The following is a 24,068-nucleotide window of genomic DNA, read 5'->3' as shown; positions in this document are numbered from 1 at the left end:
GTACCCAGCGCCCAGGCAATGCAGAACATGACGTCCGACGACTGGATCATCGACAGTCCGCGCTGCACCTCCGGCCGTTCACGCCCCGGTGTATTCCTTGGCCTGGCAGGCCTGCATCGAGCCCGTGACGCAGAACCCGAACTGGGCATCTGGATCGCAGAAATGATGCATGGGCACGGCTATGGTCGCGAAGCCGTGGCGGCGGTGTGGTCGGCCGCCTCAGGGCGCCTGCGCTGTGCTGCGTTCCGCTATCCGGTGGCCGAGCAGAACCTGTCCAGCTGTTCCCTCGCTGAGTCCCTCGGGGGACTGCCTGTAGCACGTGAGCAGGGCGTGAAGTACACGGCAATCGTCTACCGCATTCCGGCTGCAATGCACGGAGTTGCGACGGACGTCGCGGAATCCCGCTAAAGCGGCTGACGGCATCGCCGATACTCCCTCTGGATCCCGCTCCAGTCACCCGCCGCAGGACCCCAGGCTGCCCCCGATGGGCGGTCCGCGCAGTGTGTTCCGCCGCTCCCAGATGCCGATCGCACCCGCAGCAGACGTTCTTGGCAGTCGCTCGAGAGGTGCCGTTGGCACCTGTAGTCCCTGGCAACTGATGTTGTCGCCGGGCATCCCGCCCGTCGGGTCACAACCGCTTACCGGACACCGAGGATCAGACAATGCTTATTCCAGGCTTCACGGCAGGCGCGCAGGCGCCGGCCGAGCTGCACACCCGTTGGTCGCCGTGGCGTGCGCTGCTTGGCGTACTGGCGCCGCAGCAACGCACCGGCACAGAGAAGGCGATGACCGACCGCACCGAGCTGGAAGCGCAGGTGGCCGCGCTGCATCGCGTGCAGGCCGTCATCGAGTTCGCGCTCGACGGCACCATCCTGCAGGCCAATGACAATTTCCTGCAGGCGATGGGCTACCGGCTGGAGGAGATCCAGGGCAAGCATCATTCCGTGTTCGTCGACCCCGAGCTGGCGCGCAGCGCCGAATACCGCGACTTCTGGGCGCGCTTGGGGCGCGGCGAATACGACGCCGGACAGTACCGCCGCTTCGGCAAGGGCCAGCGCGAGATCTGGATCCAGGCCTCGTACAACCCGGTACTGGACCGCCAGGGGCGGCCGTACAAGGTGGTCAAGTTCGCGACCGACATCACCGCGCAGAAGCTGCAGGCGGCCGACTCGGCGGGGCAACTGGCCGCGATCACCAAGTCGCAGGCGGTGATCGAGTTCAGCATGGATGGCCGCATCCTGTCGGCCAATGACAATTTCCTGGCCGCCACCGGCTACAGCCTGGACGAAGTGCGCGGGCAGCACCATTCGTTGTTTGTCGAGCCCGAGCATCGCAGCAGCATCGAATATCGCCAGTTCTGGGAGAAACTGGGGCGCGGCGAATACGACGCCGGCCAGTATCGGCGCCTTGGCAAAGGCGGGCGTGAGGTCTGGATCCAGGCATCCTACAACCCGATCCTGGACCTCAATGGCAAGCCGTTCAAGGTCGTCAAGTACGCCACCGACATCACCGCGCAGGTGCATGAAAACCAGGCCATGCAGCGCGCGGTGGCGCAGACCCGCGAGGTGGTGGCCGCGGCCAAGCAGGGCGATCTGACCCAGCGCGTGGCCACCGCCGACAAGAATGGCTCGATCGCCGAACTGTGCGAAGGCGTGAATTCGCTGGTCGAGGCGATGGCCGCGATCATCGGCCAGATCAAGTTCGCCGCGGACACCATCGCGGTCGGCGCGACTGAAATCGCACAGGGCAACAGCGACCTCTCGCAGCGCACCGAGCAGCAGGCGGCTTCGCTCGAGGAAACCGCGGTGTCGATGAAGGGCCTGGCCGAGACCGTGCAGCGCACCGCCACCAACGCGCGCCAGGCGAGCCAGCTGGCCGGTGGAGCCGCCGATGTCGCTGCGCGCGGCGGCAGTGTGGTGCATGAGGTGGTCGAGACGATGGCGGTGATCAATGCCTCGTCGCGGCGCATCGTCGACATCATCGGGGTGATCGACGGCATCGCCTTCCAGACCAACATTCTCGCGCTGAACGCAGCGGTGGAGGCGGCGCGTGCCGGTGAACACGGCCGTGGATTTGCCGTGGTTGCCACCGAGATCCGCGAGCTGTCGCAGCGTTCGGCCAGCGCAGCGAAGGAGATCAAGCACCTGATCGATGAGTCGGTTGCCAATGTGGGTGCCGGTACGGCGCAGGTTGAGAGCGCGGGCCGCACCATGGACGAGATCGTGACCAACGTGCGCCGGGTGAGCGACCTGATGACCGAAATCAGCACTGCCTCGCAGCAGCAGAGCGACGACATCCAGCAGATGAACCATGCCGTCGATCTGATCGACCAGGGCACCCAGCAGAACGCGGCCCTGGTCGAGGAGGCGTCGGCGGCAGCACGCAGCATGGAAGAGCAGTCGGCGCAGCTGCTGCAGACGGTGGCCAGCTTCCGCTTGCAGGGCGGTGCCGGGCACCGGCACGGAGCGGCGGCGCTGCATGCGGTCTAGGCGCGGCGACCGGACTGTTCTTCCTTGGTTTCGGTCTCGCCGCGTACGCAGTTGCGACCGGCATGCTTGGCGCGATACAGGGCCTGGTCGGCGCGTTCGACCAGGCCGCGCGGATCGCCGTCTTCGCCGGGTGCCTGCCAGGCCACGCCGATGCTGATGGTGACGGTGGCCACGGGGGCGGGCAGGGCTGCGGCTTCGACCGAAGCGCGCAGCCGTTCGCCCAGGCCCAGGGCGTGGGTGGCATCGGGCGAGGGCAGGGCGGCGATGAACTCTTCGCCGCCATAGCGGGCCAGCAGATCGTCGCCCCGTTGCAGGCAGCCATCGAGGATGCCGGCGACGGCACGCAGGCGCCGATCACCTTCCGGGTGGCCGTAGGTGTCGTTCAGCCGTTTGAAGTGGTCGATGTCGATCATCAGTACCGCCAGGCCCTGGTCCTGGCGGCGCGCGCGGCGGTGGGCCCGATCCAGCGATTCATCGAAGCTGCGCCGGTTGCCCAGTCCGGTCAGCGGATCGCGCCGCGCCAGCGTTTCCAGTTCATCGCGCTGGCGCTGGATCTCGATCTGGCTCAGCACGCTGCGCAGCGCATAGCCGAGCAGGGAGCCGATGAAGCCGACCGTGGCCAGGGTCGGCTGCAGGCGCGCGACCAGAAGCGCCACCAGCATCAGCAGCAAGGGCAGCATCAGTGGTACGCCGGCATCGACGATGCGCCGCAGGCTGCGGGATACCTCCACTGCCGGGCAGCGACGATGGCTGCCCGCCAGGATGGCCAGCAGCACGAACAGTCCACTGATCAGCAGGTCGCCCCAATTGCCGTCGGGCACCTGCGGCTGATAGGTATTGATGTAGAAGGCCAGCAGGAAGTAGCCCAGCGCGTAGATCGTCAGCGTCCGGAAAAAATCGCGGCGGTCCGGATCGTCCTCGGCCAGGAAACGGATCAGTGCGAAGCAGAACACCAGGCTGTTCTGCACGCCGCTCATGGTGTTCAGGCACTGCGTCCACAAGGCGGTGTTCAGCGGCGCCATGGCCCGCGCATGCAGGTAGTACAGCAGCCAAAGCAGGGCAATGATCCCGAGGTCCACCGCACGGATGTAGCGGTTCCCGCCGCCCGGGCTTGCAGCGACGTAGGTCAGGGGGATCCGGTAGAACACGTACAGGATCAGTGTTGAGGCGGTCATCTGCGCAGGGGCGAGGCCGGCCACATTGCGGTACAGCAGGGCCAGCAGCGCGAGAGAGAACAGGCCGACGGCCGCGCCGAGCAGTCGCCACTGGCAGGCCGCCTGGCTGACACGTGCACGCCGTACGCAGGCCAGTGCAGCCAGCAGCGGGGCGGTGATCAGCATCAGGTAGGAGCCGACCGGGTCCTGCGGGCCGACAAAGGCAATGACGAGCGCGTGCGTGACGAGAAAAAACAGTGCAGCACGCAACGTCATGCAGTCCCCCACCCCCGGATCCGGCGGGATCACGATAGGCAGATGTACGTGAGGCTGGCAAGAAAAGTGTGCACTACGTCTAGCGACAACCCTGTCAGCGGTCGCAGTTTTGCGTCAGCACAGTGACACCGGAGCGGCTATATGGGCCTGCATCGCCTGAAAAGCAAAAGGCCAGGTCATGGACCTGGCCTTTGATGCTGTGGTGCCGGTGAAAGGACTCGAACCTTCATGGGGTCACCCCCGGCTGATTTTGAGTCAGCTGCGTATACCATTCCGCCACACCGGCAGGCAGCGTGTGAGTGTAACCGAGGAGGGCAGGGCTTTCATAGGGGCAAGGCAGATCGAGGCGTTTCCTGTCGGCATCGGCTCTGCGATGGCTATACTGCGCCGGCTTGAATGCCTCCAGGAGCCATAGCCGATGACAGTGTTGCAGGACCTGAGGGTGCTGGTGGTCGAGAACGACGAGATGAGCGCAGCCTTGCTGCAGATGCAGCTGGTGCATGCCGGCGCGACCGTGGTCGGGTTGGCGGCGAGCGTGGCTGAAGCATTGCGCGTGCTGGAAGACTCGGTCCCCGATGTGGCCCTGCTGGACTATCGCCTGGCCCGCAACGAGACCAGCGAGCCGGTGGCGGCAGCATTGTCGGCGCGAGGCGTACCGTTCGTGCTTGCCACCGGAATGCTGGCTGAGCAGCTGCCCGAGTCTATGCTGTCCGGAGTACTGCTGGTCAAGCCGTATCTGTCGGCGGACCTGACCCGGGCGCTGAGCCGTGCGGTGGGCCGTTCCAGCGCAACGGCGTGAGAACGGCGCTTCAGCCGGCCTCCTCGTACAGGTAACGGATGTCCTCGCGGTCGTCGAGGATGCTGTACTGCCCGGCCAGGTTGTCCGGATCGGGGTTGAGCCACGCATCGAGATGCTCCCTGCGGATCGGTATCACGCCGCGATCGTGACCTGCCGCGGCGACATCGCGTGGCGGGGTGTCGGTGATCGTGGCGAATGAGAGCAGGCGTCCTTCCGGTCCCTCCCATTCCGCCCAGAGGCAGGCCAGAAGCAGGTCGCGGGGCGGGTCGGGGCGAAACTCCAGCACCACATCCTGTTCCTTTTCACTGGGGCCAAGCGCGCGCCCTGCGATCGCGTGGCGTGGTACGTGCTCATAGAACGCCTGCACCACGACAACGCCGTGGCGAAGGCCGAACGCGCCGCGCCAATAGCCTTCCAGGCTGTCGCGTCGTGCGTTGTAGGTGCCGGGGTAGAGCACGTCGTTGCGTGCCGGCTTGTCCGGCAGCCGGCATTGGTAGCGCATCGGCTTGATCACCCGTCGGCCGCTCTCGCTGACCATCACCGGCGCGTAGGTGCCGGGAAAAATGCGGTTGTCGCGCGGCAGTAGTTGTACCCGGTGCAGGTCCTCAAGCCGGGCCTGGGCGCGCTCGATGCGGTTGCCGGCCACGCGCAGGTCGTTGCGTGCCTTCTGGGTGGGGCGGGTGGCGAGCGTCGCGTGGGCGATATCGCGGCGCTCGCGTTGGCGGGCCAGCTCCGCCTCGAGATTCTGGCGTTCCTGCGCATGCCACTGCTGGATCTTCGCAACGATGTCGCGACCCTGTTCGGTGCGCGCGCCGGCAAAGCCGTCGTCCATGGCCTTGGGGGTTTTCGGCCGCTTCTTGCCGGGATCGTGCGCGTACAGTTCGGCGAACTCCTCCAGCGACAGGATGGCACCGAACTCGCGGACCAGCTTGGCGTAGTCAGCGCGGATCAGGGCGGAATAGCACATGGGAACTCTGCAGGCCTGGGTCGCAGTCGTTGCGACGTGGATGCGGCAGGATAGCCCGACCTACAGGGAGATACCGCATGAATGATTCCGTCAGCTGCCAGTTCCGCGAGGCTGTCCCCACGGTCGAAGACTATTGCCAGCTGCGTGTGCTGGCGGGCCTCAGTGCCAAGAGCCAGGAGGCGGCGGCACGCGCGCTGCCCAATACCCTGTATGGCGTGTGCGCCTACCAGGGCAATGAGCTGGTAGCGATGGGCCGCATCGTTGGCGATGGTGGGTGCCACCTGCAGGTCTGTGATATCGCCGTGCTGCCGCGCCTGCAGGGGCAGGGCCTGGGCAAGGAAGTGATGCGTCGCCTGGATGGCTGGATGCAGGCGAACCTGCCGCCGTCTGCATACGTCAGCCTTCTGGCCGATGGTGAAGCGCACCGGTTGTACGCGCAGTTTGGTTTCGCACCCACCGCACCTGCATCGATCGGGATGTATCGCCGGTTCTGAGGTGTGTTCAGGCTGAGGCCATCCATGCGTGGCATGGATCTGTGGCATGGATCTACTGGGCCAACCGGCCGCCGGATCCATCCCGGCCCTGCAGTAGATCCACGCCATGCGTGGACAGGGCTTTCCCGGGAATCTCAGGCAAAGAAAAACCCCGGCCGAAGCCAGGGTTTTCAAGAATTGGCGTCCCCACGGGGATTCGAACCCCGGTCGCCACCGTGAAAGGGTGATGTCCTAGGCCTCTAGACGATGGGGACGCACGAAAACTTCAAGTTGTAGATCCTTCGACGGCCTAATGTCGAAGTGGTGGAGCCAAGCGGGATCGAACCGCTGACCTCCTGCATGCCATGCAGGCGCTCTCCCAGCTGAGCTATGGCCCCATGAAACTCCGGATGATCTGCCGGGAGCAGAGTCCGTTTTGAAACTGGCGTCCCCACGGGGATTCGAACCCCGGTCGCCACCGTGAAAGGGTGATGTCCTAGGCCTCTAGACGATGGGGACGCACGAAAAACTTCAAGTTGTAGAACCTTCGACGGCCTAATGTCGAAAGTGGTGGAGCCAAGCGGGATCGAACCGCTGACCTCCTGCATGCCATGCAGGCGCTCTCCCAGCTGAGCTATGGCCCCGTGTTACCGAGCCGCCTATCATACCTGCGTGTTCACGTTTGTGGAAGTCTTTTTTGAACTTTTTTCGTTCCGGTTTCAACCGCAGCCACGAGGGCAGGGGAACCGCAACGCCACACCCTGAATACCGGTAGGCGGTGAACAAAAAAGACCCGGTTATCGGCCGGGTCCTCGTTGTTCGTGATGAGTGGCGTCCCCACGGGGATTCGAACCCCGGTCGCCACCGTGAAAGGGTGATGTCCTAGGCCTCTAGACGATGGGGACGCAATTCTCATCAATGTTCTTTAGCGACCTTTCGACGGCCTAATGCCGAAAGATTGGTGGAGCCAAGCGGGATCGAACCGCTGACCTCCTGCATGCCATGCAGGCGCTCTCCCAGCTGAGCTATGGCCCCACGTCGCTGAGGAGCGAAATAATAGCCTTGCCCCAGGGGGTTGGCAAGCATTTGTTGCACTTTTCTTCACGCGTGTTGCGAAGCCGATGTCAGTCGCCTGCGGCGGTGGTGTCGTCGGTCAGAGCGGCCAGGATCGGGCACTGGTCCAGCGCGCCATGCCCGGGGCAGGCGTCGACCAGCTGCGACAGCGCGATGTGCATGCGCTGCAGTTCGGCCATCCGTTGTGCGATGTCCTGCAGGCGGGCCTGCGCGGTGTCACGCACGCTGCCCATGTCCTGCTGGTGGTGATCACTGAGCGCGAGCAGTTCTCCGATTTCCTCTAGGCTGAAGCCCAGTGCCTTGGCGCGGCGGATGAAGCGCAGCCGGCGCAGATCCGGCTCGCCGAAGATGCGGTAACCCCCGGCCGAGCGCGCCGCCGTCGGCAGCAGCTGCTGCCGTTCGTAATAGCGGACCGTATCGATCGGCACGCCCGCCTGACGGGCCAGTTGTCCAATGTTCATGGCAGCTTTCCTGCGGATCCTGCCGGCCATTGTGAAGCCTGGAGTCTGGTCGAGAGTCAAGGCTTCAGCTCGGTGCGCGCATTCAGCCCACTTTGCAACTTTCTTCATAGCCCCGCAGATGGGCCTGTTCCTACCCTTCGCCTGAACCGGCCGTTCGATGGCCTGCAACGAACCGAGGAGGTGGTCTGTGGAGGGAGTCAGGAACGAAGCATTCGTAGAGGTTGCGGTGGTCGAATATCCGGGAGGGGACCCCTCCGCCGCCTCTGTGCTGGCCGAAATGGCCCACGTCGCCAACCGCCTGGCCCAACAGCAGCGCCGACCCTTCAAGCGTGTGCTTGTCACCCGCTGGATCGTTCCCGCCAGCCAGACCGGTGTACACCGCATCGCGGGTGCTGAAATGCTCGACGCCGCCATTCCCGCGGTGATCGCGGTTCCCGGCCAGATCAGCCCCGGAGCCTGTCTGCGCGCCGAAGAGGTCCTGCTGGACTGGTTGCGGGCCCACTACGACGGGGGCAGCCTGCTGGCTGCTGCCAGCGACGGGGTCGGTGTACTGGCCCGTGCGGGACTGCTGGCCGGAAGAACGGTCAGCGGCCCCGATCTGGGGCGACATCCAGGGTTGCAGGCGCAGGCGGTGAGCTGGGTGCCCAGTGAGCGGGCGCTGGTCGACGATGGCGATCTGCTGACGGTTGGCGGATCGCAGGCATGGCGTTTCCTCGGGCTGCGTTTGCTGTACCGGCTGCACGGGCAGGGCGTGGCGAGCGCGGTCGCGCAACAGCTTGGGATCGTCGTGCCCGCAGGAATCCAGCAGGATCTTGAGCGTTTCAGTGCCAACTTCGCCCACGGTGACCGCGATGTGCTGAAGGCCCAGCGCTGGCTGCATACCACTGCCGCACGAGGAGCCACTCTGGCCGCAATCTGCGAGGTTTCCGGATTGGAACCGCGCACCCTGCAGCGGCGCTTCCTCCGGGCGACCGGTCTGCGGCCGATCGAATACTGCCAACGGCTGCGCATTGCCAAGGCGCAGACCCTGCTGCAGCAGGGCGCAGGCATCGAGGAGGTGGCCTGGGGGGTGGGCTACGCTGATCAGAGCGCGTTCCGGCGTCTGTTCCTCCGCATCGTGGGCATGACACCGGCCAACTATCGCCGCCACGTCAACTGCAAGCGGCGGGAGCGACCGTTGATGCCGTCGGTGGCCGGAAGTCTGCGCGGCCTGCAGGCGTCCCCCGGAATGCAGTTGGGGCGGAGTGCGGCCTGACCATGGGTGGCGGGCGAGCGCTTGCAACCTGGGCGTGACGCTTTGACCATGCAGGCAGTGGAACTTGAACAGGTGGGCTGATGTCGAGTGTTGGACCGGTACCGATGCCGGTGGTGTTGATCCTGATGTGCACGTTGCTGGCCATGATCGTTGCCCGTCTTTGGCCGCGCAGGGCAGTGGGAATGCCGCTGCCGTCGGCAGCAGGCATCGTGCTGGACATGCTGCTGATCGGCCTGCTGTGTGGTCGTGTCAGTTTTGTTGTGCTGAATTTCGCGCTCTATCGTTCGGAGCCCTGGAGCATTCTGCAGGTCACCGATGGTGGCTATCACCTGATGGTGGTGCTGGTGGCCGGGCTGTCGTGGGGATTATGGCGTCTGCGGCCGTGGCGTCAGTTGCGTGCACCGGTGCTGACGAGCGCACTGGTAGGCGTGTTGTTCTGGGTCGCTGGTGGCCAGTTGCTGTCGGCATGGCAGGAGCGGCAGATGCCGTTGCCGGCGCTGCAGGTGGCGGACCTTCAAGGCGATCGTATCGATCTGCAGCAGTTCCGCGGCAAGCCGCTGGTGCTGAATCTGTGGGCCACATGGTGCGGGCCCTGCCGCCGTGAGATGCCGGTGCTGGCGACGGCACAACAGGCACATGATGACGTGCAGTTCGTATTCCTCAACCAGGGTGAAACCCTGGATGAGGTCCAGGGTTTCCTCGCCGGCGAACGACTGATGCTGGGCAACGTGCTGCTGGATGATGACGCTGCTGCTTCCACCGTGCTCGGCATTCAGGCGTATCCTTCCACGCTCTTTTTCGGTGCCGATGGGCGCCTGCGTGAACTGCACCTGGGCGAACTGACCGCAGCCGGCCTTGAACACAAACTGCGCCGGCTGCGGTAGCCTGCGCGGGCATCTCACTACGGAGTTCCCATGTTGTCGATTTCCCTGCGCACCGCCCCGGCGGTGCTCCTGCTGCCGGTCATGCTGGCATTGGCCGCCTGCAGCCAGGCACAGACGCCGCCGGGCAAGGCCGCCACGGCATCGGCGACGACTGCTCCGGCATCTGCCGCCAAGGGCGACCGCCCAGCGGTGCTGAAGGGCATCGAGAAGCACGGCTTCGAGGTCGTTGCCGAATTCGATGCGCCGGACGGCCTGCGCGGTTTTGCTGGCGTGGTGGGAGGGCAGCAGCCTGCAGCGGCCTATGTCACGGCCGATGGCAAGCACGTACTGGTGGGCAGCCTGTTCGATGCCGAAGGTAATGATGTGGCTGCCGAAGCGGTCGAGAAGCTGGTTGCCGCACCGATGTCGGCCAAAATGTGGACCAAGCTTGAAGCCAGCGCCTGGGTACGTGATGGCAAGGCCGACGCGCCCCGCGTGGTCTATACCTTCAGCGATGCCAACTGCCCGTATTGCCACAAGTTCTGGGAGGCGGCCCGTCCGTGGGTCGACGCCGGCAAGGTACAGCTGCGCCACATCATGGTGGGTGTGATCCGCGAGGACAGTCCGGCCAAGGCCGCAGCCATCCTCTCCGCACGTGATCCGAGCGCGGCGCTGCTGGAGAACGAACACCAGTTCGACCGTGGCGGCATCAAAGCGCTGCCGAACATCAGCCGCGAGATCGCCGGCAAGCTCGACGCCAACCAGGTGTTGATGCTGGAGATGGGGTTCCAGGGCACCCCGGGCATCCTGTTCCAGGATGCACAGGGCCAGGTGCAGCGCCGGGCCGGATTGCCGCAGGGCGACGACCTGCAGACGGTGCTTGGTCCGCGCTGATCCACGCCTGCATGATGATGTAGACCACAGGCCCGCATGGTGACATGCGGGCCTGTTGCGTTCCTGCCTCAGGCGAACACAACCGCTTGCGCATTGTCTGTTCGTCGTCACGTCTGAATCGTGACTGAGATCAAGCATCGTGCCTTGATTCCAATCAAGGCCAAAAGCGACAAACAGACTAGCCTTTGACGCATGGAATACAGCGTCAATGCGCGATGGATGCCGCGCTCGCCACGCCCTGATCAGGGTCGGCCGGCACAGCCATTCACGACACTCTCACTCTGTGCTTGTTACCCAGACCGCTGCGGTCGCCACCTCTCTGGCAGCGCGGCCTTGATGGAGTCGACATGGGTGCAGGCGGGGCAGTGTCATCGTCCTGTTGCCTGCCGTGCGCAGGCTGGCCGATGTCGTCGACGCAGTACCCGCATTTCCAGCAACGGCAACGCGAAGCCAGGGCGGCGCATGCATGCGCTCCGGAACCGTGATGCGAGTGTTCGTCAGGGGAGGATGCAATGCGTTTGGCCGTACTGAGTCTGGCATGCCTGGGGGCACTGGCGATCACGCCGGCGTACGCTCAACAGGGTGATGCAGAGGATGCGCAGGCATTGCGGCGCGAGATGGCCGCCATGCGCCAGGCGCTGGAACGCATGCAGCAACGGCTGGACCGGCTTGAGCAGCGCGATGCTGCGCCTGTGCAGGCAACAGCCGCGCCTGCAATGGCGCCGATGGCCTCTGCCGCCCCTTCCGACGTGATCCATCGCACCCAGGTGCCGGGCGTGGCGCAGCCGGTACTGCCGCAGCGCGATTCGGTCGCTGATCCGTCCACTGCGGCATCGCGACCGGACAGTGCGGCGGGCCCGACCGACCCGGATCTGAAGGGGTTCTTTGCCATACCCGGCACTGATACGGTGATCCGCATCGGCGGTTACGCCAAGCTGGATGCCATCGCCGATTCGCGCGCGGCCGGCGACGAGGATCAGTTCATTCCCTCGTCGATGCCGGTGGGCGGCAGCCACCGCGATGTCTCCAACTTCAACATCCACGCCAAGCAGACCCGCTTCAGCTTCGAGGCGCGGCGTCCAACCACGCACGGCAACCTGCGCTTCTATCTGGAGAACGACTTCTTCGGCAGCAGCGATGGCTACGAGTTCCGCCTGCGGCATGCGTATGGACAGCTCGGCAATACCTATGCCGGCTATGGCTACTCCAGCTTCATGGACCCGGACAGCCTGCCCGACACGCTGGACTTCGCCGGGCCGGGCGGCGCCGGCTATCTGCTGGTGGCCGGCATCCACCACAGCTTCACGATGGGCAAGGGCAACACGCTGACCGTGGCGGCCGAAGACCCGAAGACTGAACTTGCCGGTGCCAATGATGAGCGGGCTGCGGTGAACCGTCTGCCGGACGTAACCGTGACCGCGCGCATGGAGCGCGACTGGGGCCACCTGCAGGTGGGCGCGGTGGCGCGCAGCCTGGCCTATGACGGCGATGGCGAGCGCGACCGGCGAATGGCCGGCGGCCTGCAGCTGAGTGGCTCGGCCTCGGTGGGCGAGCGCGACCTGCTGCTGTTCGGTGCGCTGGGAGGACGCGGCCTCAGCCGCTATACCGCCGACCTGACCGGCTCCGGGCTGGACGCGGTGGTCGGTGCCGATGGCCGCCTCGACGCGTTGGACCTGCACGGCGGCTTCGTCGGCTATACCCACTACTGGTCCGAGTTGTGGCGATCGAACCTGATCTTCGGCCAGCTGACCCTGGAGCGGAACGCCGCACTGGCGGCCGATGCCTTCCGACAGAGCCGGTACGGCGTATTCAACCTGATCTGGAGCCCCGCACCGTCCTGGACGATGGGCATGGAGCTGTTGTACGGCCGCCTGGAACAGCAGGGCGGCGCACGCGGCGACACGGTCCGGGTGCAGGGCAGCCTGCAATACAACTTCATCAAATAAGCGCCAGCGGTCGTACGCCAGCGTAACCGTCCCCACGCCCGGTTGTACCGGGCTCATGCCAGTACAGGAGATTGTCATGGCAGAAGCAAAGAAAATCGGGGTGGTCGGAGCCACCTTCCTCGTCGCCGGCAACATGATGGGCTCAGGCGTGTTCCTGTTGCCGTCGAGTCTGGCCAAGATCGGTACCGCCTCGATCTGGGGCTGGCTGATCACCACCGCCGGTGCGCTGCTGCTGGCCTTCGTGTTCGCCAAGCTGGGCAAGCTGGCACCCAAGGCGGGCGGCCCGTACGCCTATGCGCGCGACTGGTTCGGGCCGTACATGGGCTTCCAGACCAACACCATCTACTGGTTCGCCAACTGGATCGGCAACGTCGCCATTCCGATCGCCGCAGTGGGCTATTTCAGCTACTTCTTCCCGATCCTGTCCGAGCCGCTGGTGCGCTGCATCGCGGTGCTGATCCTGGTGTGGGCGCTGAGTTTCGCCAACGTGATCGGTCCGGCGTTCGTCAGCCGGGTGCAGACCGTCACCACCAGTTTTGCGCTGGTGCCGATCCTGGGCATCGCCATCTTCGGCTGGTTCTTCTTCGATGCCGACATTTTCAAGGGCGCCTACAACGTGTCCGGCGAATCGAACTTCGGCGCGATCTCCAGCGCCGCGGCGCTGACGCTGTGGGCCTTCATTGGCGTCGAGTCGGCCTCGGTCACCGCTGGTGTGGTCGAGAGCCCGGAAAAGAACGTGGCCCGTGCCACCCTGGCCGGTGTGTTCCTGGCCGCCATCGCCTATATCGCCAGTTCCTCGGTGATCATGGGCATGGTGCCCAATGGCGAACTGCAGACTTCCGATGCGCCGTTCGCACTGGCTGCGGCCAAGGCCGTCGGTGGCTGGGGTGGTGCGCTGGTCAGCCTGTGTGCCTTCATCGGTGCCGCCGGTTCGCTGGGCGGCTGGATCCTGCTGACCGCGCAGAGCGCCAAGGCGGCCTCCGATGACGGCCTGTTCCCGAGCATCTTCAGCAAGACCAACAAGGACGACGTACCGGTCAAGGGCGTGCTGATCGTGGCCGTGCTGATGACCTTGGCGGTGCTGGTCACTTCCACCTCGGAAACCGCGTCGGCACAGTTCGACGTGATCACATCGGCGGCGGTGGTGCTGACCCTGCTGCCCTACATCTACTCGTGCGTGGCCTGCTACTTCGTGGTCGAGCGCTCGCACACCCTGGTCCACACCGGTGCGTTCTGGACCCTGACCAGCCTGACCGTCGTTTACTGCCTGTGGGCGATCTACGGCTCGTCGGGAACCATCGTGCAGTACGCGTTCCTGTTCGTGCTGTTCATCACCGTGTTCTATCCCTTCTTCAGCGAGGAGCGCCGCCAGCAGCGGCAGCGCGCCCGCGAGGCCTCGGCGATCAGCGCCGGCGCCCAGCGTTCCTGAGTTAGACAAGGAGAATCAACGTGTACTTCAAGTCCCTGGACTACCCGGTCATTGTCATCGACAACGACTACGAGTCGCCGCGCATCGGCGGCATCCTGATCCGCGCCCTGGTGGAAGAGCTGCGCAGCAACGACCAGCGCGTGCTGTGCGGCCTGAACCTGGACGATGCCCGTGCCGGTGCCCGCACCTACGTGGCGGCGTCGGCGGTGCTGATCTCGATCGATGGCAGCGAAGAGGTGGATGGCGAGTTCCAGCGCCTGACCGCCTTCCTGCGCGAGCAGAGCGCGCGCCGCGCCAACCTGCCGGTGTTCCTGTACGGCGAGCGCCGCACCATCGAGAAGGTGCCGAGCAAGCTGCTCAAGTACATTCACGGCTTCATCTTCCTGTTCGAAGACACCAAGAGCTTCATCTCGCGACAGGTGATGCGAGCGGCCGAAGACTACATGAAGAACCTGCTGCCGCCGTTCTTCAAGGCGCTGATCCATCACGCGGCCGAGTCGAACTATTCCTGGCATACGCCTGGCCATGCGGGCGGCGTGGCGTTCACCAAATCGCCGGTCGGCCGCGCGTTCCATCAGTTCTATGGCGAAAACACGCTGCGAAGCGATCTGTCGATCTCGGTGCCGGAACTGGGTTCGCTGCTTGACCATACTGGTCCGATCAAGGACGCCGAGAACGAGGCGGCACGCAACTTCGGTGCCGACCATACCTTCTTCGTCACCAACGGCACCTCCACCGCCAACAAGATCGTCTGGCACGGCACAGTGGCCCGCGGCGACGTGGTGTTCGTCGACCGCAACTGCCACAAGTCGCTGCTGCACGCGCTGATCATGACCGGCGCGGTGCCGGTGTACTTCACCCCCAGCCGCAACGCGCATGGCATCATCGGCCCGATCAGCCTGGACCAGTTCACGCCCGAGTCGCTGCAGCAGCGTATCGCCGCCAACCCGCTGGCCAGCAAGGCCTACAAGGCCGGCTCCAAGCCGCGCATCGCAGTGGTGACCAACTCCACCTACGATGGCCTGTGCTACAACGCCGAGAAGATCGCCGACGAGATCGGCAGCGCGGTGGACTTCCTGCATTTCGACGAAGCCTGGTATGCCTACGCTGCGTTCCATCCGTTCTACGAGAACCACTACGGCATGGCCAAGGGCAAGCCGCGCGAGCAGGATGCGATCATCTTCACCACGCATTCCACGCACAAGCTGCTGGCCGCGTTCTCGCAGGCCTCGATGATCCACGTGCGCAACTCGGCGCAGCGCAACCTGGATGCCGAGCGCTTCAACGAGTCGTTCATGATGCACACCTCGACCAGCCCGCATTACGGAGTGATCGCGGCCTGTGATGTGGCCTCGAAGATGATGGAAGGCGACGCCGGCCGTTCGCTGGTGCAGGAAATGCATGACGAGGCGATCGCGTTCCGCCGCGCGATGCTGCATGTCCGCGATGATCTCGGCCGCGACGACTGGTGGTTCAGCGTGTGGCAACCGACCCAGGTCGAGCGCAGTCTGGACAAGGGCGATACGCCGGCACCGATGGTGGCCAAGCGCGAGGAGTGGTACCTGCAGCCGGATGCGCACTGGCACGGCTTCGAGAACCTGGTGGATGACTATGTTCTGATCGACCCGATCAAGGTGACCCTGCTGACCCCGGGCCTGGCGATGGACGGCAGCATGGGCAAGCTGGGCATTCCGGCGGCGGTGCTGAGCAAGTTCCTGTGGGGCCGCGGCATCACCGTGGAGAAGACCAACCTGTACTCGGTGCTGTTCCTGTTCTCGATGGGCATCACCAAGGGCAAGTGGAGCACCCTTGTCACCGAACTGATGGCTTTCAAGGAACTGTACGACCGCAATGCGCCGCTCAGCCAGGCACTGCCGACGCTGGCCGCCGACTATCCGAATGCCTACGCCGGTTGGGGCCTGCGTGACCTGTGCGACGCGCTGCATGCGTTCAACCAGGAGTTCGCGGTGGCCAAGGTGATGCGCGAGATGTACGTGGATCTGCCAACCCCGGTGATGACCCCGGCCGATGCCTACAACCACCTGGTGAAGGGCGAGATCGAGCGGGTCGACATCGAGCAGGTCAGTGGTCGCATCGCCGCGACCATGCTGGTGCCGTACCCGCCGGGCATTCCGACCATCATGCCGGGCGAGCGCTTTGGCGACAGCGATGAGCCGATCATCCAGTCGCTGCGCATCGCCCGTGAGCAGAATGCCCGCTTCCCGGGCTTCGAGTCGGACGTGCACGGGCTCATCATCGAGAACGAGGGCGATGTGACCTCGTACAAGGTGGAGGTACTGAAGGCCTGACCGGCGACGGTCGGCCCTTCGGCGAACGATGGATACCGCGCGCGAGCAACGCATCCTGAAGTTCTCGATCGGGGTCACCATCGCGGTCAGCGTGGTCGGCTTCAGCGGTGGCCTGCTGGTGGGATCGCAGGCCATCCTGTTCGACGGTGTGTACAGCCTGGTCGACGTTGCCCTGACCCTGGTGTCGTTGTCGGTGCTGCGGCTGGTGGCGCGGGAACAGAGCCCGCGCTTCCAGTACGGCTACTGGCACCTGGAGCCGATGGTCGAGGCGCTGGGCGGTGTGATCCTGTCGCTGGCCTGCGTGTATGCGCTGGCCAACGCGGTGATCGGTTTGACCACGGGCGGACACGAGGTGAAATTCGGGCCCGCGCTGTGGTGGGCGGCGCTGCTGAGTGCCAGCAACCTGGCGATGGCGGCGTTCGTCGCCCAGCGGGCGCGGCGCCTGCGCTCGGCGCTGTTGTGGCTGGATGTACGGGGCTGGCTGCTGGGTGGCTTGATGAGCCTGGCGGTAGTGCTGGCCTTCGTACTGGCCCTGGTCCTGCATGGCGGTGAGTGGCACCACTGGGTGCCGTACCTGGATTCGATCGTGCTGGCATTGATCAGCCTGGCGGTACTGCCGGTACCGGCGCGCAGTGCGTGGAAGGCCATGCGCGAAGTACTCCAGGTGGCGCCGGATGATCTGGACCGGCGCGTGCAGCAGGTCATGCAGGCATTCGTGGCCGAGCGTGGCTATGCCGGTTTCACCAGCCACGTGGCGAAGATGGGGCGGATGCGCTTCATCGAGATCCATGTGCTGGCCGATCCGGCTACGCCCTTGGGCTCGGTGGGCGAGGTCGATGCGATGCGTGACGAGATCGCGGTCAGGCTGGATGCTCGGGGCAGCACGTTCTGGCTGACCATCGATTTCACCGCAGACCCAGCGTGGACGTGACCACGCTTCTGTAGAGTCGAGATTGCTCGACTGCTTTTCGTCAGCGGAAGTCGAGCAGGCTCGATTCCACGGGATCGCGTGATCGTTGCGCGTGGCAGACCGGTCTGTTGCACCGGATCCGTTTGACCTCAACCGGGGTTGAGGTCACAGACTGCCGGCAACCCCCACGAGGCGCGCGGCATGAACCTGCTGACCACACCGGACTTCAGCCATGGCCTGCTGGAGCTGTTCAATCCACCGGGCCTCTACGATCCTTCGGCCAACGGCTACTCACACGTGGCGGTGGTGCGCCTGCCGGCACGGGTGATCCACGTGGCCGGGCAGGGCGGTGAAGATGCGCAGGGCCGTCTCTCGCCCAGCTTCGAAGACCAGGTCGGGCAGGCGCTGGACAACCTGCAGACCGCGCTGCGCTCGGCGCAGGCAAGCCTGGTTGATGTGGCGCGGTTGCGCATCCTGGTGGTCGGCCACGATGAGGACCGGCTGGGCATCATCGCCCACCAGGTGCGGCGACGCTGGCCGAACCGTGCGGCGCCCACCTGCACGCTGATCCCGGTGCCGCGACTGGCGCTGGACGGCATGCTGTTCGAGATCGAGGCGGAGGCCTACGCCGCCTAGCGCAGGTAGTACTCCACCGGCACCACCAGTTCCTGTGGTGCCTTCAGTTGATCGGGAATGGACGGTAGCGGCTGCGCGCGACGGAAGGTCTGCAGCGCAGCGTCATCGAGCATCGGCTGGCCACTGGACTGTTCCAGCCGCAGAGCCAGCAGGCGGCCTTCGCGGTCGATGCTGGCCCTGACCCAGGCAGTGCCCTGCTGCCGGCGCGAGCGTGCGGCGGCAGGGTAATAGCGGTAACGCTCCAGCCGCGCCATCAGGCGGGCTTCCCACTGGTCGCTGGCGGCGCCGGCCTGGAAGTCCGCCGGTGGCGCGTCTGGAGCGGGCGGAGCGGCCGTGATCGATGCCGGTGCGGGACTGGCATCGGTCGCGGCCGCCGGCGGGGCGACCGGCAGCGGCGTTCGACCCGTCCCGCCCGTTTCGCTGGCGGCCAACTCGCCCTCGCGCGCGGCGGTGGGTTTCGGTGGCGAGGGCGACTTTGCCGGTTGCGATGCGCGCGCCTGCTGCGCCTGGCTGGGGGTGTCGGCCTGGCGCTCCTCTACGGGCTGTGGCGGCGTGGCCGGCGCCAGCAGGCGCAGGCTGATGCGCACGTCCTGCTCCGGCGGCGGCAGCATCGGCGGCGCTGCCACCCAGTGCACCAACAGCAGCAAGGGCAGCAGGTGCAGGACGGCGGTGATCGCGATCGCCTGCCAGTGTTGGCCGCGCTCACTCATCGTCCAGCACCCACAGCAGATCGGCATCCGCCGCATCCACGGTTTCACCCGGCGAAGCCAATGCGATCACCAGCGCAGGCGTAGCCGGTGACAGGTAGCCCGGTACCCCGGTACCGCGCAGTACATGCCAGCGCCCCGCTACCAGCAGCGCCGGCGCGGGCGCATCGAGCAGCACCTGTGCCATGCGTGTGTCGCGGGCCTGTTGCACGGCCAGCATCCCTTCCAGCATCGGTGCTGCGTCTGCGTGCTGGGCCAGCACCACCGCCGACAGGCGCTGGCGGGCAGCGGCCACCGGGAACCGTACGCCCTTGGTGGACGCGAGCAGCGCGTTGACCTCGGCACGCGACAGGTTGCCGCCGAACAGCGGCGTGCCTGCATCGGCAGCATCCTGTACCAGCCCGCCATACGCGGCCCACGGCCAACGCGTATCCCATTCCAGCAGTTCCTGCAGGCGTGCACCTTCGGCCTGGTTGCCCTTGGCCAGCCAGCGCTGCACCCGCTGCAGGCGTGGCTGGCGCTCGCTGGCGATCATTTCCAGCACCAGCGAACCCTGCGGGCGCCGCCGCTGCAGCGCCTGCAGCAGCCAGCGCTGGGCGGCGTGGTCTCCGGCGAGGTCATGGCGCTCACCCAGCATCAGCCTCCGGGCGTCCGCCGCACGCGCCACGAACGCGGCTTCGTCCAGGTGCCGGCCGTTGGCCAGGTCGATCACTGAGCCAGGCATCGACTGCGCGCTGGCCACGGTCGCCAGCGCGAGCAGGCATACGGGCAGCCAGCGACGGCTAGAACGCCACATTGACGCCCATCGAGACGGTACGGCCACGGCCGTTGCCGCGGTCCAGGATCGGGCTGAAGATGCTGTCGATCGAGGCATTGTTGTCATAGGCCTTGTTCTGCAGGTTTTCGATGTTCAGCCACAGCGTGGTGTTGGCCTGGGGCTTGAAGCTGGCGTAGAAGTCGAGCAGCACGCCGGTGCCGCCGGTCTTGCGGGTCTGGAAGAAGTCGTAGCCTTCCTCGGTCGGCCCGGAGTACTCGGCGCGCAGGCCGGCCTGCACGCGCTGCTGCCACCAGCGGCCGCCCACGTCCAGCGTCCAGTAGCGGTCGGGCAGGGCGGTGATGTCTTCCAGGTTGACGAACTCGATGGCCGGCGCACTGGTGTGCGAGCGGGTCCAGCTCAGCGTGGCGTGGTAGTGCTCGCTGGCGTAATGCGCTTCCAGTTCGATACCGCGCATGCGCACCACGCCGGGGTGGTTCATCCAGCGCGTGGTGGTGCTGAAGTCGTCCACGTCCAGGGGATCGGTCCAGGCAGTGAGCTGCGGATCGCTGTCGATCGGCACCACGAACGGTTCCACTTCCGGCGGATGCACGATCAGCAGGTACTGCGGCTTGATGTAGTCGCGGATGCGGTTGTCGAAGCGGGTGATCCGCAGCTGTGCCAGGTCACCGTCGACCAGCAGCGAGTCGGTGCTGAGGTTGGCGCCGAACTGCAGGTTGCGCGAGCGCTCGCGGCGCAGGAACGGGTTGGCGCCCACGCCATCGGCATCGCTCATGCCTTCCAGCGGGATCTTCTCGAAGAACATCTCCTGCACCCGCGGCGGGCGGGAAGTACGCGAGGCTTCTGCGAACAGTTGCAGCCAGTCGGTGGCCTGCCAGGATACCGCCAGGCTGGGGCTGAGTGCGCGCTCGGTGCGACGCACGTCGATGCCGCCGCCATTGATCTCCGCACACTGGCCGGGCACATCCGAGCACACCGGGATGTGGCCACGGATGCCGAAGCGGTCCTGGCGCAGGCCGGCGGTCAGCGCGTAGATGCCGTACTGCAGCTCCAGCGTGCTGAACACGCTGTCCAGCTGGCTGCGACCTTGCGGGTTGGCACCGCGCAGGACGGGGGTATCGGCCACATAGATGTCCGACTGGCGCTTGATGCCGGTGTTCCAGCGCGCCTGCAGTGCCCCGATGTCGAAGCGGCTGGTGTTATCAACGGTCCAGCTGCTCAGGCTGCTGTGGGTGCGGCGACCGATGTAGCTGGAATCCTCCACTGGCGGATAGAACAGCCGGGTCTTGTTGCCGGCGAAGGTTGCACGCAGGTCGATCCACGGCGAATAGGGCGTGTAGTGGTAGCTGGCGCGCTGGTTGCGCGCGGAAATCTGCCACGGATAGTTGTGGTAGAAGTCGTTTTCGTAACGCATGTGGCTCAGGTCCAGCCGGTGTTGGTCGCTGGGCTGCAGGCGTGCTTTCAACAGCCAGCTGCTGGGCTGCTGGCTGCCCGGGTCGGCGTTGTTCTTCTGCCCACGCGCGGTCGCGTATTCGCTGCTGCGGCTGCTGCTGGCAGCGGCCAGCAGGCCGAACTGGCGGTCGCCACCCTCTTCACTGTGGCGCCAGGCACCGGCGAAGGTACGGCCGCTGCCGTAGCCGTTGTTGCCGTTGCGATAGCCTGCACGCAGGCCCCAGTCACGGCCCTCACCGAGCAGATCGTCGATATCCAGCGTGCGGAAGTTGGCACTGCCGGCCAGCGTACCCGCACCATCACCACCGGCGACCGCACCGCGTTGCACGTCCAGGCCGGCCAGCAGGAAAGGATCGACATAGGCGAACGGACCACCCGAGCCATGCCCGGCATTGTTGCGGAAGGTCTGGGTGACACCGTCGATCATGGTGTTGACCCGGCCAGCACCGGTCATGCCGCGGATGTTGACCTGCAGGCCCGGCTGGCTGCGCGAATGGAAGCTGTGGGTGCCAGGCATCGAGCGCAGCAGGCTGTTGCCTTCCTGGCGTTCGGCCATCGCCACGCGCTCGCTGCCGATCGAAGGCGCAAAGCCATCGCGGGTGGCTGGTACATACTGGCTGGCACCTGCACCGGGGGAATGGCCGTGCGCGGTATTGCCCTGCACCCGCAAGGGCCCGGTGCGGCGGCTGCCATCGCCGCGCTCGGCCGGCGCCGGCTCCAGAGTGGCGCGGCGCGCATCGATGAAGCGCGGGCGCAGGCCGCTGCCCGCCAGCAGGCGCGTCAGGGCCTGCGCATCGTCGAAGTCACCGCGAAGGGCGGGCGCGGCATGGCCAGCGGGAAGCGCCGCGCCGATCACCAGATCGACACCGGTCAGCCGGCTGTAGGCGTCCAGCGCGGCCGCCAGTGGCTGGGCGGGCAGATCGTAGCTTCGAGTGGCGGCCTGCGCGTGGGCGCTGTTTGGCAGCAGTGGAACGGTGCTGGCGCAGGCCAGCGACAGGGCGAGGACAAGGGGGCGGGGGCACAGCATCGGGGGCTCCAGGGGCTGACGCAGAGCGTCGTCATCCTGGGTAGACGCAGCCGCAGGCCGGATGTCAGGGTCCATCACGCTGTTCCCTGCGTGGCGGCAGCCACACCTGTATGCCGTCGCCGAGGCGCAGCACGCGCACCTGCAACTGAGTGGCCAACTGGTCGCGGTTGCTGGCTGCACCGTCGGCACTGCCAAGCAGGGTGACCGGCTGCTGGCGCAGCTGCTCGCCGACGACCCACGTGTGCCCGCCGTGCCAGCGGTCCAGGCCCTGCGTGACGTCGGCCAGCGGGGCCGAGACCCAGTGCAGGCGCCGCTCGCGCCAGGCCAGTGTTCCCGGGGCGGTGGTTGTTGCATGGGCTGTTGACTGCCCATCGAAGCGCAGCTGCTCGCCGTCGTTGGCTAGCATGCTGGCGTTGCCGCTGTCCACGCGCACGCGATGCTCGGTAACGGTGACCACGCTGCTGTTGCCCTGCACGGCAAGATCGAATGCGGTCCCCAGTGCAGTGACGGTGCCCTGCGGAGTGTGTACCTGGAAGGGCCGGTCGGCATCGGCGGCGACCTGGAACCAGGCCTGGCCACGCTGCAGCTGGAGCTGGCGGCGCTGCCCATCGATGCGCACCTTCACTTCGCTGCCGGGTGACAGCAGGACATGCGAACCATCCGGAAGGGTCTCATCGCGGATCTCGCCAGCGGCCGTACGCAGTACCTGCGCCACCGGCGGCGAGGCATGGCGGCTGTAGAGACCCAGCGCACACAGCAACAGCACCGCAATGCCGGCTTCGCGCAGGCGACGGCGTTGCCTGCGCTGCTGTTGCCGCTGCAGGCTGGGCAGCGTCGCGCCGGCCTGCCACAGGTGCTGCAGATACTGGTACTGCGCGGCATGTCGGGGGTCGGCCTGGAACCACTGGTCGAACGCGTTCTCGTCGCGGTCACCGTCGTGCCCGTCCAGCCACCAGCGTGCGGCTTCGCGCGCGATCGCGTCCTGGCTCATGCGCCGGGCACCTGCTGCAGGGCGACGAGGGCGCGCAGCAGATGGCCGTGCGCGGTCTGCCGGCTGATGCCGAGCTGGCGCCCGATCTCGGCAAGCGCCAATCGTTCAACCCGCGCCAGCAGGAACACCTGGCGCGAGCGCGGTGGCAGCGCGGCGACGATCGCGTCGAGGTGGCGCAGCTGTTCGGCGTCGAGCAGTCGCTGCTCGGGCAGTGGTGCAGGATCGGCGATGGCCTGCAACTGCGTGTCATCCAGTACCTCTTCGCGACGGCGCTGGCGCTGCCGGTAGTGATCCGCGATCAGGTTGTGGGCGACGCGGTACAGATAGGCGCGGCCGTTGCTCAGCAGGCCGCTGGCGGCGACTTTGACGACACGCAGCCAGGTTTCCTGGACGACGTCATCGGCGTCGCTGCGTTGCGGGAGTTTGCGGCGGACATGGGCGTGCAGCGGCCGGTAATGGGCCGCGCACAGCTGCGCGACATCCGTCGGTTCGACAGGCGTGGACACGGGGCGGGCGACAACTGGGAAAGGGAACAGCCCGCGGCGGCAAGGGCAGCGGCTGCACCTTACGGCAAAAGAGAATCATTTGCATCAATGGCGCGAGGCACGGCACGCATGGGTCACCGCGGCGTCAGCGCGGACGATAGTCGCAGTGGATCTGCAGGGCTTCGGTGGCGTTGTGATGCAGCTCGAAGCCGCACTGCTGCAGGCTGCGCTTCACCTGCACGACGGCTTCGGAATGACGGGCAACGCGACGATCCTGCCAGCGCGGTGGGGTGAACACGCCCAGGGGCAGCAGCCGCAGCCGCTTGCCGTGCAGTACCAGTGAGACATCGACATGACGGCCATCGATGTCGTGGCCGTTGGCACCGAAAATGGCATCGATCTCATCGCGGCGTTGCGGGTAGCAGGTGCGGAATGCTGCGATGCCGAGCCGTCGTACCGCGCGGCGGAAGCCGCCGAGACGGCTGTGGCCGGGTTCGAAGCCACGGGTGAGCAGCAGGCGCAACCCGGCAGGCAGCATCGCCTGCGCGTCGAGCAGGCGTTGCAGTACCTCTTCTTCCAGTTGGATGCGGGTGGAGGGCCAGCGCGGGGCGATGAGCAGTCCGTGGTGGTTGCCGCGTTGCAGGGTCAACATGCGTGAAGCTTCGCACGCGGGCGAACAGCCGCGGTAGTGCCGGC

The 24,068-nt window shown here is 66.1% G+C and carries 21 protein-coding genes and 7 tRNA genes; 12 read left to right on the top strand and 16 right to left on the bottom strand.

The genetic code is table 11. The features are described from left to right. Nucleotides 1–27: 27 nt before the first annotated feature. Together AC5P99_RS03490 and AC5P99_RS03485 are read left to right on the top strand one after the other, a co-directional pair. Entirely contained in the window at nucleotides 28–408 is a 381-nt protein-coding gene (locus AC5P99_RS03490) for a GNAT family N-acetyltransferase (RefSeq protein WP_237398658.1), read from the top strand. A gap of 254 nt (nucleotides 409–662) precedes the next feature. Beyond that, a complete protein-coding gene (locus AC5P99_RS03485) occupies nucleotides 663–2,489 on the top strand; it encodes a methyl-accepting chemotaxis protein (RefSeq protein ID WP_088436255.1) in 1,827 nt (608 codons plus the stop codon). Here AC5P99_RS03485 and AC5P99_RS03480 read toward each other — a convergent pair. Together AC5P99_RS03480 and AC5P99_RS03475 are read right to left on the bottom strand one after the other, a co-directional pair. After that, nucleotides 2,486–3,919, bottom strand: a complete 1,434-nt coding sequence (locus tag AC5P99_RS03480) for a GGDEF domain-containing protein (protein WP_495212903.1) — start codon at nucleotides 3,917–3,919, stop codon at nucleotides 2,486–2,488. The genes AC5P99_RS03485 and AC5P99_RS03480 overlap by 4 nt on opposite strands. Before the next feature lie 200 nt (nucleotides 3,920–4,119). Beyond that, nucleotides 4,120–4,205: transfer RNA gene (locus tag AC5P99_RS03475), tRNA-Leu, on the bottom strand. 132 nt (nucleotides 4,206–4,337) lie between these two features. On the opposite strand from AC5P99_RS03475, the gene AC5P99_RS03470 reads away from it, so the two are divergent. Beyond that, nucleotides 4,338–4,718 carry a response regulator gene (locus AC5P99_RS03470; protein WP_005410076.1) on the top strand — a complete coding sequence of 127 codons (381 nt, stop codon included), beginning with the start codon at nucleotides 4,338–4,340 and terminating at the stop codon, nucleotides 4,716–4,718. 10 nt (nucleotides 4,719–4,728) lie between these two features. On the opposite strand, the gene AC5P99_RS03465 is transcribed toward AC5P99_RS03470, so the two are convergent. Then, on the bottom strand, nucleotides 4,729–5,685 hold the full coding sequence (locus AC5P99_RS03465) for an SOS response-associated peptidase family protein (RefSeq protein WP_495212902.1): 957 nt from the start codon (nucleotides 5,683–5,685) through the stop codon (nucleotides 4,729–4,731). Nucleotides 5,686–5,762: 77 nt separating this feature from the next. Between AC5P99_RS03465 and AC5P99_RS03460 the strand changes: the two genes are divergently transcribed. Then, nucleotides 5,763–6,179: a GNAT family N-acetyltransferase gene (locus AC5P99_RS03460; RefSeq protein ID WP_005410074.1), complete on the top strand. Its 417-nt coding sequence runs from the start codon at nucleotides 5,763–5,765 to the stop codon at nucleotides 6,177–6,179. A 178-nt stretch (nucleotides 6,180–6,357) separates the two neighbouring features. Here AC5P99_RS03460 and AC5P99_RS03455 read toward each other — a convergent pair. From AC5P99_RS03455 to AC5P99_RS03425, 7 genes are all read right to left on the bottom strand, one after another. Beyond that, nucleotides 6,358–6,433: transfer RNA gene (locus tag AC5P99_RS03455), tRNA-Glu, on the bottom strand. A gap of 47 nt (nucleotides 6,434–6,480) precedes the next feature. Beyond that, nucleotides 6,481–6,556 (bottom strand) — tRNA-Ala (locus AC5P99_RS03450). Nucleotides 6,557–6,601: 45 nt separating this feature from the next. Further along, nucleotides 6,602–6,677: transfer RNA gene (locus tag AC5P99_RS03445), tRNA-Glu, on the bottom strand. Between the two features lie 49 nt (nucleotides 6,678–6,726). Continuing rightward, nucleotides 6,727–6,802: transfer RNA gene (locus tag AC5P99_RS03440), tRNA-Ala, on the bottom strand. Nucleotides 6,803–6,987: 185 nt separating this feature from the next. Further along, nucleotides 6,988–7,063: transfer RNA gene (locus tag AC5P99_RS03435), tRNA-Glu, on the bottom strand. Between the two features lie 54 nt (nucleotides 7,064–7,117). Then, nucleotides 7,118–7,193 (bottom strand) — tRNA-Ala (locus AC5P99_RS03430). A gap of 89 nt (nucleotides 7,194–7,282) precedes the next feature. Beyond that, on the bottom strand, nucleotides 7,283–7,693 hold the full coding sequence (locus tag AC5P99_RS03425) for a heavy metal-responsive transcriptional regulator (RefSeq protein WP_005410073.1): 411 nt from the start codon (nucleotides 7,691–7,693) through the stop codon (nucleotides 7,283–7,285). 187 nt (nucleotides 7,694–7,880) lie between these two features. On the opposite strand from AC5P99_RS03425, the gene AC5P99_RS03420 reads away from it, so the two are divergent. From AC5P99_RS03420 to AC5P99_RS03385, 8 genes are all read left to right on the top strand, one after another. Further along, nucleotides 7,881–8,948, top strand: coding sequence for a GlxA family transcriptional regulator (locus AC5P99_RS03420; protein WP_005410072.1), 1,068 nt, complete (start codon nucleotides 7,881–7,883; stop codon nucleotides 8,946–8,948). 80 nt (nucleotides 8,949–9,028) lie between these two features. Continuing rightward, the gene (locus AC5P99_RS03415) at nucleotides 9,029–9,832 is read left to right on the top strand and encodes a TlpA family protein disulfide reductase (RefSeq protein WP_495212901.1); all 804 of its coding nucleotides are present in this window, start codon (nucleotides 9,029–9,031) and stop codon (nucleotides 9,830–9,832) included. A 30-nt stretch (nucleotides 9,833–9,862) separates the two neighbouring features. Next, nucleotides 9,863–10,705, top strand: coding sequence for a thiol:disulfide interchange protein DsbG (gene dsbG / locus AC5P99_RS03410; RefSeq protein WP_005410070.1), 843 nt, complete (start codon nucleotides 9,863–9,865; stop codon nucleotides 10,703–10,705). Nucleotides 10,706–11,217: 512 nt separating this feature from the next. Next, complete coding sequence (locus tag AC5P99_RS03405; RefSeq protein WP_322534319.1) at nucleotides 11,218–12,651, top strand: DcaP family trimeric outer membrane transporter; 1,434 nt, start codon at nucleotides 11,218–11,220, stop codon at nucleotides 12,649–12,651. Nucleotides 12,652–12,727: 76 nt separating this feature from the next. Then, nucleotides 12,728–14,080: an arginine/agmatine antiporter gene (gene adiC / locus AC5P99_RS03400; protein ID WP_495212900.1), complete on the top strand. Its 1,353-nt coding sequence runs from the start codon at nucleotides 12,728–12,730 to the stop codon at nucleotides 14,078–14,080. A 20-nt stretch (nucleotides 14,081–14,100) separates the two neighbouring features. Further along, nucleotides 14,101–16,389, top strand: a complete 2,289-nt coding sequence (locus AC5P99_RS03395) for an Orn/Lys/Arg family decarboxylase (RefSeq protein ID WP_495212899.1) — start codon at nucleotides 14,101–14,103, stop codon at nucleotides 16,387–16,389. Between the two features lie 28 nt (nucleotides 16,390–16,417). Then, on the top strand, nucleotides 16,418–17,320 hold the full coding sequence (locus AC5P99_RS03390; RefSeq protein ID WP_005413800.1) for a cation diffusion facilitator family transporter: 903 nt from the start codon (nucleotides 16,418–16,420) through the stop codon (nucleotides 17,318–17,320). A 180-nt stretch (nucleotides 17,321–17,500) separates the two neighbouring features. Continuing rightward, nucleotides 17,501–17,935, top strand: coding sequence for a RidA family protein (locus tag AC5P99_RS03385; protein ID WP_005410065.1), 435 nt, complete (start codon nucleotides 17,501–17,503; stop codon nucleotides 17,933–17,935). Here the strand turns inward: AC5P99_RS03385 and AC5P99_RS03380 are convergent. The 6 genes from AC5P99_RS03380 to AC5P99_RS03355 form a co-directional block, all read right to left on the bottom strand. Continuing rightward, nucleotides 17,932–18,645 carry an energy transducer TonB family protein gene (locus AC5P99_RS03380; RefSeq protein WP_495212898.1) on the bottom strand — a complete coding sequence of 238 codons (714 nt, stop codon included), beginning with the start codon at nucleotides 18,643–18,645 and terminating at the stop codon, nucleotides 17,932–17,934. The two genes, AC5P99_RS03385 and AC5P99_RS03380, sit on opposite strands and share 4 nt — an antisense overlap. Continuing rightward, nucleotides 18,638–19,438 (bottom strand): ChaN family lipoprotein, encoded by an 801-nt coding sequence (locus tag AC5P99_RS03375; protein ID WP_024957824.1) that lies wholly within the window; start codon nucleotides 19,436–19,438, stop codon nucleotides 18,638–18,640. The genes AC5P99_RS03380 and AC5P99_RS03375 overlap by 8 nt, the downstream gene beginning before the upstream one ends. Beyond that, on the bottom strand, nucleotides 19,425–21,896 hold the full coding sequence (locus AC5P99_RS03370; protein ID WP_495212897.1) for a TonB-dependent receptor: 2,472 nt from the start codon (nucleotides 21,894–21,896) through the stop codon (nucleotides 19,425–19,427). The genes AC5P99_RS03375 and AC5P99_RS03370 overlap by 14 nt, the downstream gene beginning before the upstream one ends. 64 nt (nucleotides 21,897–21,960) lie before the next feature. Next, a complete protein-coding gene (locus AC5P99_RS03365) occupies nucleotides 21,961–22,887 on the bottom strand; it encodes a FecR family protein (RefSeq protein WP_285311576.1) in 927 nt (308 codons plus the stop codon). Next, nucleotides 22,884–23,393, bottom strand: coding sequence for an RNA polymerase sigma factor (locus AC5P99_RS03360; protein ID WP_285311575.1), 510 nt, complete (start codon nucleotides 23,391–23,393; stop codon nucleotides 22,884–22,886). The genes AC5P99_RS03365 and AC5P99_RS03360 overlap by 4 nt, the downstream gene beginning before the upstream one ends. Nucleotides 23,394–23,517: 124 nt before the next feature. After that, nucleotides 23,518–24,024, bottom strand: a complete 507-nt coding sequence (locus AC5P99_RS03355; protein ID WP_024956788.1) for a hypothetical protein — start codon at nucleotides 24,022–24,024, stop codon at nucleotides 23,518–23,520. Nucleotides 24,025–24,068: the final 44 nt, after the last annotated feature.

It is taken from the genome of Stenotrophomonas sp. YJH_SMC_80 (assembly GCF_059372495.1).
Note: the sequence above shows the minus strand (reverse complement) of the source record. Positions and strands in the feature narration are given on the sequence as shown.